Genomic DNA, 9,104 nt, shown 5'->3' on the forward strand with positions numbered 1-9,104 from the left:
GCGCGCCGCCAATGGCGGCTCGGCCGGGTAGCCGTCACGTGACGTGAAGCAGGAAGTCGTTGTGGCCGAGCGCCGCGGGGCTGACGTTGCGCAGCGTAATGGTGTCCGCGCTGTCGATCGTGATCAGCGTATCGGCCGCATTGGTCGGCGACTGCGCAACGTGCTGGCTGATCCAGGTATCGACACTGCTGGTCGATACCACCGCGGTGAGGTCGATGTGGTCGAGGCCAGGCTTGAAGTTCATGATCGTGTCGTGGTTGAAATTCGGCGCGAACACAAACTGGTCCTGATAACCCGACGTCCCGAACAACACGTCTTTGCCAGCGGTGCTGGTCAGGGTTACCGGCGCGGTCGGATTTTGCTGGACGTTGAAAATCAGGTTGACCGTGTCGCTCGCGCCGTGGGCGTCGGCGACAGACACGGTCACGACGTCGGTCGCCGGAGGCACCCCGCCCTCAGAGTAGCTGAGGCCGGATGCAAGGACATTGTTGATCTGGGCGAGATACCCTCCCGCGGACAGCGGCGTGACAGTGCTGCTGCCCAGGCCGGCGGTTTGGGCCGTCAGTGTGAAGGTCTCATCGGCGCTTGCGCCCGCGTCGGTCACCGTCAGGCCGGAGATTGTCTCTCCACCCGATTCATTGCCGGTCACAACCAAACTATCCGTATGAATCTCCAGCGGCGAGCTCGGGGTCACATTGATCGCGAGATCCATCGTTGCGGTCAACGCACCCTGATCGGTCGCCGAAACGTGCAAGGAGTCGGCGCCATGGTAGCCGGACGACGGCGTGTAAACCACACCGCCCGCCAACGCCGCGTCAACCGCTGCCACCGTGCCGTTGAACGTCAGCGTGCCGCCGGCGCCATTCGCGCTGACCTCGACTCCGGCAGCATTTGCGAGCGTGATCGCGCCATGGCCGACATTTAGCGTCACCTGCTCTGTGCTGCCGATGTCGACGTCGGAGACCTTCAGACCTGTGATCGAAAGCGCAGCGCCTGCCGCGGTGGAAAGACCGGTGGCGGGCCAGCTGGCGTCGCCGTTCACCACCCATGCCGGATTGCCATGAACCGTCAGATTGCCGGCGCTGCCGACCAGATCGGCTGCACTGGTGCCGCTGCCATCGCTCAGCGGAAAATAGGCCGCAAGCCCGCTCTCATTGCCCGCCAGCATCGTGGATTCGAGCACCTGGACCTGTGACTGCGTCAGCGCTGAGTTCCAGACACTCACATCGGCGATGCTGCCGGTGAAACCCTCGGCCGCGAAGCTGCTGCCGTTCTCCGAGGATACGCCGCCGATCAAGGTGAAGTCGGCATGCGAGCCCGGAATGGCGTTGACGCTCGCGTTGGCCGTGAATGCGACGGCCCCGTCGACATAGAGCGTGAAGTCGCCGTTGACGTGGGTCAGCGCGATATGGTGCCACGCTCCGCGCGAGATGGTGATCCCGGTATCGATGCCCGCGATACCTCCGTTCTGGATCTGTAGATCCAGTAAGCCACCGGCCGTGACCACGCCGTTGACGCCGAGCCCGGCGTCGGACGTGCTTCCGTCGTAGAACAGCAGCTGGGAATCGCCGGCATTGCCGTTGCCGTTCCAATCCACCCAGCCCGCAAGCGTGACCCCGTCCGTGCCGTTGCCGACATGCGTCGTCGCCACCGTGCCGACGGCCGTCGTGCTGCCGTCGAAATTGAGATAGGTCGGGTGGAAGGCCAGCGTCGGGGTGTCGTTGGCGCCGGTCACATCGACCGTCAGCGTCGCGGTCCCGGTCGCGCCGTGCACATCGATCGTCTCGACGGTGAACGTGTCGGCATAGCTCCCTTTAGGCAGCGCATTGATCGCGGCATCGTTAGGAACGTAGCTGTAGGTGCCGTCCGCATTGACCGTGAGTGTGCCGTAGAGACCCGAGATCTGTGTGACCGCGGCGTGGTCGGAATTGAGGGCGGCATAGGTCAGCGTTGCCGTCTCACCGTCGTCGACGTCATGGCCGTGCAGCGTGCCGGTGAGCGGGCTGAACGTGTCATATGCGGCGGTGTCGGTGAGCGTGCCGGCATTGACGTCGGCGAGCGTCGGCGCGTCGTTGGCGCCGTTGATCGTGATCGTCACGGGCGTGTTGACGACGCCGCCATGATGGTCGTCGAGCTGGACCGTGTAGGTCAGCGTCAGCGTCTCGCCGGTGGCGAGATAGTCGAAATTCTTGTCCGCGGCCGAGAAGGTCCAGGCCTGCGATCCGGTCAGCCCGCCGGTCGCATCCGTCAGCGTCCCCAGCGACAGCCAGTTCAGGATGATGGACTGGTCCTCGGGCAGGCCCGCGGTCGCTCCGGCTTCGGCCACGCCGGTGATGGTCATCGTGTGGGTGTCGCTGAGGTCCACATCGGTGAAGGTCACAGTGCCCGATGCGCTGTCCGGCTTGGACGAACCCGTGGTGTCGGGCTGCTCGGCGATGGTGGCCGCCTGCGCCTCCGACGTGACCGTCGGCACGTCATTGCTGCCGGTGATCGTGATCGTCACCGGCTGGCTGACCACACCGCCATGATGATCGTCGACCTGGATCGTGTAGGTCAGCGTCAGCGTCTCGCCGGCGGCGAGGTAGTCGAAATTCTGGTCCGCGGCCGAGAAGGTCCAGGCCTGCGATCCGGTCACGTGGCCGGTCGAATCCGTCAGCGTCCCCAGCGACAGCCAGTTCAGGATCGTGGACTCATTCTCGGGCAAGCCCGTGGTCGTCCCGGACTCGGTCACACCTGTGATGGACACGGTGTGGGTGTCGCTGAGATCGACGTCGGCAAAGCCCACCACGCCCAGGGCCACGTCCGGCTTGGATGAACCCGTCGTGTCGGGTTGCTCGGCGATGGTGGTGGTCTGCGGCTCGGCGGTAAATGTCGGGAGGTCGTTGGTGCCGGTGATGGTGATCGTGACGGGCTGGGTGACGACGCCGCCATGATGGTCGTCGACCTGGATCGTATAGGTCAGCGTCAGCTTCTCGCCCGCGGCGAGATAATCGAAACTCTTGTCCGCAGCCGAGAACGTCCAGACATTGGATCCGGTCACGCCACCGGTCGAATCCGACAGCGCGCCGAGCGACAGCCAGCTCAGGATCGTCGCCTGATCGGGGAGCCCTGACGTGACTCCGGTTTCAGTGACGCCGGCCACGGTGACGCTGTGGGTGTCGCTGAGATCGACGTCGGTGAAGGTCACCGTGCCGGACGCCGTATCGTGGTTCACCGAGCCGGTCGTCCCCTCGGCTTCGGTGATGGCGGCGGCCTGGGTCGGCGACGTGATCACCGGCATGTCGTCGGTGCCGACGATCGTGATCGTGACCGGGACCGTGACGACGCCGCCATGCTGGTCGTTGATCTGGATCGTGTAGGTCAGCGTCAGCGTCTCGCCCGCGGCGAGATAATCGAAACTCTTGTCAGTTGCCGAGAACGTCCAGGAACGCGATCCCGTCACGCCATCGGTCGAATCGGTCAGCGCGCCCAGCGACAGCCAGCTCAGCACGGTGGCCTGGTTGGCAAGCCCGCTGGTGACGCCGGCCTCGGAGACGCCGGTGATGGTGACCGTGTGCGTGTCGGTCAGATCCGCATCGGTGAACGTGACCGTGCCGTGCGCGGTATCCGGCGCGGCGGAATTCGTCGTCCATGGCAACTCGGTGATCGAACCGACCTGCGCCGCGGACGTCACCACCGGCGTGTCGTTGGTGCCGGTGATCGCGATGGTGATGGTCTTGAACGCGGTCTCGTTGCTCGGCGCATAGTTGTTGTCGACGCGCACCAGATAGGTCAGCGTCAGGGTCTCGCCGGCGGCCAGGAAGTCGAAGGCGCCGTCGGCAAGGCTGTAGGTCCAGGTCGCCGAGCCGACATTGGTGTTGTTCGGATCGGGCTCGAGCAGCAACGGGATCTCGACCGCCTTGATGGCCGCCTGTTCCGCCGCCGTCAGCTGCGAGGTCACGTCCTTGCCGCCGGCGTCGTGGTAGCTGAACGTGCTGAAGCTGACCACCGCACTGGGCTTGTCGCCGAGATTGACGTCCGTCCATGTGATCTGTGCGGTCACCGTGTCGGGCAGTGTGCTATGGGTCAGCCCGGGCTGTTCGGTGAACGACGCATTCTGGGTCACGACATGCGGCGGCCCCGGAGCGTGGTCGGGTTTGCCGGCCGCGGCGTCCGGTCCGGCATTGTTGATCAACGTCTGCAGAAAGCTGACCGGCAGAATGACGTCGCCGGTAGCGAGCTTCAGGCCGATCGTGACCGGGACGACGCTGTCCGTGAAGTTCGTCGTGAGCTTGGTGTTGGGATTGTTGTTGTCGGTGAACTTCAGCGCGAAGACGTCGGAGATCAGCTTCTGTGCATCGGTCGACAGTTGCGCCGACGAGACGAAGCTGACGCTGCCCTGGCCGTTGACGATGGTCTGGGTGCCGGCCTGATCGACGGTTGCGATCGGATTGAGCGTCGTCTTGTCGAACAGGATGTAGGAGCCGGTGGTGCCGTCGGGCTCGACCAGCACCTGGAATTTGGCCGGCGGCACACCGCCCGAGCCCTGCACGTCGAAATCGATCTCGACCAGCACCGCGGTGCCGCGGATGCCCATGGTCGCGACCGGCGTATCGACCTTCATGTCGCCATGCTTGGCGGTCGCGCCGGCGACGAATGAGATGGTGCCCGAGACGAGGCTCATCAGCGACGAATTGCTCGACCCGTTCGGGTCGTAGATCATCTCGTTCAGCACCATCTTGGCATTCGGTCCGAGACCGAACACGGTGCCGTCGATGAAGGTGATGCCGAGCGTCGAGTCGCCGCCGGACTGCACGACGTCGCCCTTGTTGACGTTGTCACCCTGGTTCAGGACGATCGCGACGCCGTTGCGGATAGCGGTGGCGCTGCCCGTCAGCTTGGTGACATGGCCGATGACCTTGGCCGGCTCCGCCGCGCCGCCCGCCTGGGCATATTGGGTGTAGCCGGTGAGCGCGTTGACGAGATCGCCGGTGAGATGCGCGCCTTCAGGCGATGCCAGCGCCGCGCGCTTCTCGCCCTTGAAATAGTCGTGCAGGACGAGCTCCCGGTCGTCCTTCGAGATGACGAGATCGACCCCGGTCCGCTTGAAGTCGCCGGTGAACAGCAATTGCCCGTCGTCGACCGTGATCGCGCCAGGCGGAGCATTCGAGGTAACGCTTTCGACGTATACCGGTCCGCGGGCATAAGCGTCCGCGCTCGGCAAATGGCCGTCGAATTTCTCGATAAAGTTCACTGCGGATCACCGCACGAGGGTTAATATTGGTAAAATATCCGAATGATTACGCCTGCATATCATCGGATAAAGCTTGGCGAAACCATCCTTTGCTTTCGCAAGGTGCTGTGGTCGCGCGGTTTGAGCGGATGTGACTTGGCTCACTCTCACATGAGTCGTGTATTCCGAACTTGCCTGACGGTACCATGAGATGGGATTTGAGCCAAGATGGGTAGTGAGCCACGTATTCGTGGTATTGATTGGCATTTCTGTACTTGCCTTTATTTCCCCGCAACCCCGAGAGGGCATTTGACCCGATTTTTCCGGCTAAAGCTGTGACTTGGCTTACAAATCGCAGCTATCCCGTGCGCGGGCTGGCCGGGTTAACCAGTAGGCAAGGATGAGGCGTTTCGCGGTGGAAAAAGGTTCGCCGGTTCGTTTCACAAACCGGTAAAGTTTTCGGGACCCTGACCACGCGCCCTTTAGCGTCCGGCCCGGTTTCCCCACATCTTAAGTCGATTCGAAGGGATCGCTGGTCATGCTCGCGGCATGAAACGATCCGGTCGCGTGTGCGGTGTAGTGTCCACCCGCCGATGAGCGGACAGGGGGTGTCACATGGGATTCTCGCTTCGCTCGTTTGCGCTGCGCTCCGTCATGTTGGGCTTCGGCCTGGTCCTGGCCGCGCCAATTGCCGAGCTTAATGCCGCCTCGCTGCTGTCGCCCGGCCCGGCGACCCTGCTCAGACAGTCAACCGAACCGTTCGGCCTCGCGACCAGCCTGCTCGCCGGCGGCGGCCTGCACGACAAATGGCTTGGCGTGCAGCACCAGCTGGCGGATGAACTGGTGCAGCTCGCAGCCTGCGAGAGCGACCGCGCGGGGTGCGCGTCGCCGGAGGCGCTGCGATTCCTGGCGATCGTCGATCTTGGTCGCGCGCGCAACGGCCGAGCCCGGCTCGGCGAGATCAACCGCGCCATCAACCTTGCGATCCGCCCGGGCAGCGATCTTGCGACCTATGGCGAGCCCGACGTCTGGGCCACTGCGCTCGCCACCTTCGCCCGCGGCAGCGGCGATTGCGAGGACTATGCGATCGCCAAATTCGTGGCGCTCGCCAAGGCCGGCGTCGCGCCGGAGGATTTGCGTATCGTGGTGATGCACGACCTGCTGGGCGGCGAGGACCATGCGGTGGTCGCGGCGCGGCTCGACGGCCACTGGCTGACGCTCGACAACCGCCGCATGGCGATGATCGAGGATACCGACATCAGGAGTTTCCGGCCGACCTTCGTGATCGACCAGAACGGCGTCAGCCGTTATGTCGATGCGCCGCCCGTCACCGAGGCGGCGTGGCGGCCGGCCGCGCGGTGAATTGAAGAAGTCGTCGGCCCGCGAATCTGAGCGCAAGCCACCTCCGTCATTGCGAGGAGCGAAGCGACGAAGCAATCCATGCTTCCGCTTGTGGACTATGGATCGCTTCGCTGCGCTCGTAATGACGATCGATTGGAGCCCTGCCCCGCTCAGAACATCAGATTGTCCTTCACCAGAACCCAGCGGCCGCCCTTGACCTGCTGCACCTGGGTGATGGTGTTGGCGAGATGATCCGTCTTGGAGAACTTGGTCGGGGGCGAACTGAAGATATCGAGGAACTTGTCGCCGGACTCCAGCGCATCGAGCATCTTCTGGCCGGTGAGATCCTTGCCCGCCTTCTGGGCGTAGAAGGCAAACGTCATCACCGCATTGTAGCCGATGATCGCCTGGGTGTTGGCGTCAGAGTTGAACATCTTCTTGTAGTTGACCAGCCAGTCCTTCACCTTGCCCTTGGCCGTGTCCTCGTAGGGAATCTCGAAGCCTGACGCTGCGTAGAGGCCCTCGACGGCTTCCTTGCCGAGCGCCGGCACTTCAAGCACGTTGGTCGGCGTGGCGCCGAGGAAGGTGACATCCCAGCCGAGCTTCCTGGCTTCGTTCATCGCGCCGATGGTCTCGCGGATCACGGTGCCGAGCACGACGAGGTCGCAGCCGTCGGATTTCATCTTGGCGACTTGCGCCGAGAAATCGGAGGCGCCGCGCTTGTAGCTCGTGATCGAGGCCGGCTGCACCTTCATCGCAGCGAGCTGCTGATTGAAGCCGTCGAGCACGTTCTTACCGTACTCGTCGTCCTGATGCATGATGCAGGGCTTCTTGAAGTTCTTCCAGTCCATCATGTATTTGAGCGCGGCGCGCGTGCTCTCGACATAGGGCAACAGGTTGTTGAACTTCAACCGCTCCTGCGGCTTGGCGGGATCGAACTTGAAGGTGAATTCGGCCGCGGTCAGCGGGAACAGCTGCAGCACGCCGGCGTCGAACAGGATGTCCTGCGCAGCGAGCACGGTCGGCGAGCCCATCGGGCCGATCATCGCGAAGACCTTGTCGCGCTCGACCATCTTCTGCGAGGCCAGCACGGCCTTCTTCGGGTCGTAGCCATTGTCCTCCAGGATCATCTTGATCTTGCGGCCGTTGATGCCGCCGCCGGCGTTGATCTCCTCAACCGCCATCTTCATGCCGTTCGACACCGGAACGCCCCAGACCTTGATCGGGCCGGACAAATCCTGATGCGTTCCGATCACGATCTCGGTCGGCGAAATGCCTTCATTGGTGACCTTGGTCTGGGCTGCGGCCGGCAGACAGGTCAGCGCCAGCGCGCTCACCGCAAGGCCCAGCGCCTTCAGCGATTTCGACATTGCAGTCTCCTCCTTAACAATGGCCCATGTTGAGCGAAGGGTCGGGCCTGCTCGCTCCTTCGCCAATCTATTGTCGGCTCTCTCCTTGAGCATGATCTATTCGGAAAACCGCTTCACACTTTTCCGGATCATGCTCTATGCCACAGCCCGCTCGCCATACATGGCGTCGATCTCCGCCGCGTAGCGCTTGTTCACGAAACTGCGCTTCAGCTTCATGGTCGGCGTCAGCTCCTCGTCCTCGGGCGTGAGCTGGCGTTCGATCAAATAGAATTTCTTGATGGTCTCGACGCGCGCGAACTTGGCGTTGACCGCCTCGACCTCGCGGTGGATCAGGTCCTGGATCTCGCGGGCACGGCACAGGCTCGCATAGTTGGTGAAGGGGATGTCCTGGTCCTGGGCGTATTTCTCGACATTCTCCTGATCGATCATGATCAGGCAGGTGAGATACGGCCGCTTGTCGCCGATCACCACCGCATCGGAAACATAGGGCGAGAATTTGAGCTGGTTCTCGATCTCGGACGGCGTGATGTTCTTGCCGCCTGAGGTGATGATGATGTCCTTCATCCGGTCGGTGATCTTGACATAGCCTTCATTGTCGATCGCGCCGACATCGCCGGTATGCAGCCAGCCCTTCGCGTCGATCGTCTCGGCGGTCTTCTCCGGCTGGTTGAGATAGCCCATGAACAGGAAGTCGCCCTTGATCAGGATCTCGCCCTTCGGGCAGATCATCACCTCGCCCCAGGGCGCGGCCTTGCCGACCGAGCCGAGCTTGATGCGGTCCGCCGGCATCATGGTCGCGACGCCGCAATTCTCGGTCTGGCCGTAGACCTCGCGCATGTCGATGCCGAGCGCGAGATACCAGCGGATCAGATCCGGCGAGATCGGCGCCGCGCCGGTCAGTACGATCCGGCAACGGTCGAGCCCGAGCATGCGGCGGATATTGCGGAACACCAGCCAGTAGGCGGCGCGGTTGGCGAGCCGCAGCGACAGCGGCGGTGTCTCGCCCTCCAGCCGGCACTCGGTCATCCGGTTGCCGATCGCGAGCGCGCGGGCGTACATCCAGTTCTGGAACGGCGTCGCGTCCTTCAGCGCGATGGTGATGCCGGAATAGAACTTCTCCCAGATCCGCGGCACCGCGAGGAATGCGGTCGGCTGCACCTCGCGCAGATTGTCCGGCACGG

4 protein-coding genes are annotated in these 9,104 nt (G+C 63.4%); 1 reads left to right on the plus strand and 3 read right to left on the minus strand.

Features of this window, described 5'->3' with window-relative positions; genetic code table 11:
- Positions 1-34: 34 nt before the first annotated feature.
- The gene (locus QMZ05_RS31165) at positions 35-5,233 is read right to left on the minus strand and encodes a VCBS domain-containing protein (protein WP_353704234.1); all 5,199 of its coding nucleotides are present in this window, start codon (positions 5,231-5,233) and stop codon (positions 35-37) included.
- Positions 5,234-5,827: 594 nt separating this feature from the next.
- Here QMZ05_RS31165 and QMZ05_RS31170 point away from each other — a divergent pair.
- On the plus strand, positions 5,828-6,574 hold the full coding sequence (locus tag QMZ05_RS31170; protein WP_353704235.1) for a transglutaminase-like cysteine peptidase: 747 nt from the start codon (positions 5,828-5,830) through the stop codon (positions 6,572-6,574).
- 149 nt (positions 6,575-6,723) lie between these two features.
- Here the strand turns inward: QMZ05_RS31170 and QMZ05_RS31175 are convergent, their stop codons facing one another.
- Positions 6,724-7,923: an ABC transporter substrate-binding protein gene (locus tag QMZ05_RS31175; RefSeq protein ID WP_353704236.1), complete on the minus strand. Its 1,200-nt coding sequence runs from the start codon at positions 7,921-7,923 to the stop codon at positions 6,724-6,726.
- Between the two features lie 135 nt (positions 7,924-8,058).
- Positions 8,059-9,104 (minus strand): AMP-binding protein (locus QMZ05_RS31180; protein WP_353704237.1); only part of this gene is annotated, 1,046 nt, incomplete at its 5' end.

Origin of the sequence: Bradyrhizobium sp. INPA03-11B, from assembly GCF_040446015.1 — a bacterium.
In the GTDB taxonomy this organism is placed as follows: domain Bacteria; phylum Pseudomonadota; class Alphaproteobacteria; order Rhizobiales; family Xanthobacteraceae; genus Bradyrhizobium; species Bradyrhizobium macuxiense_A.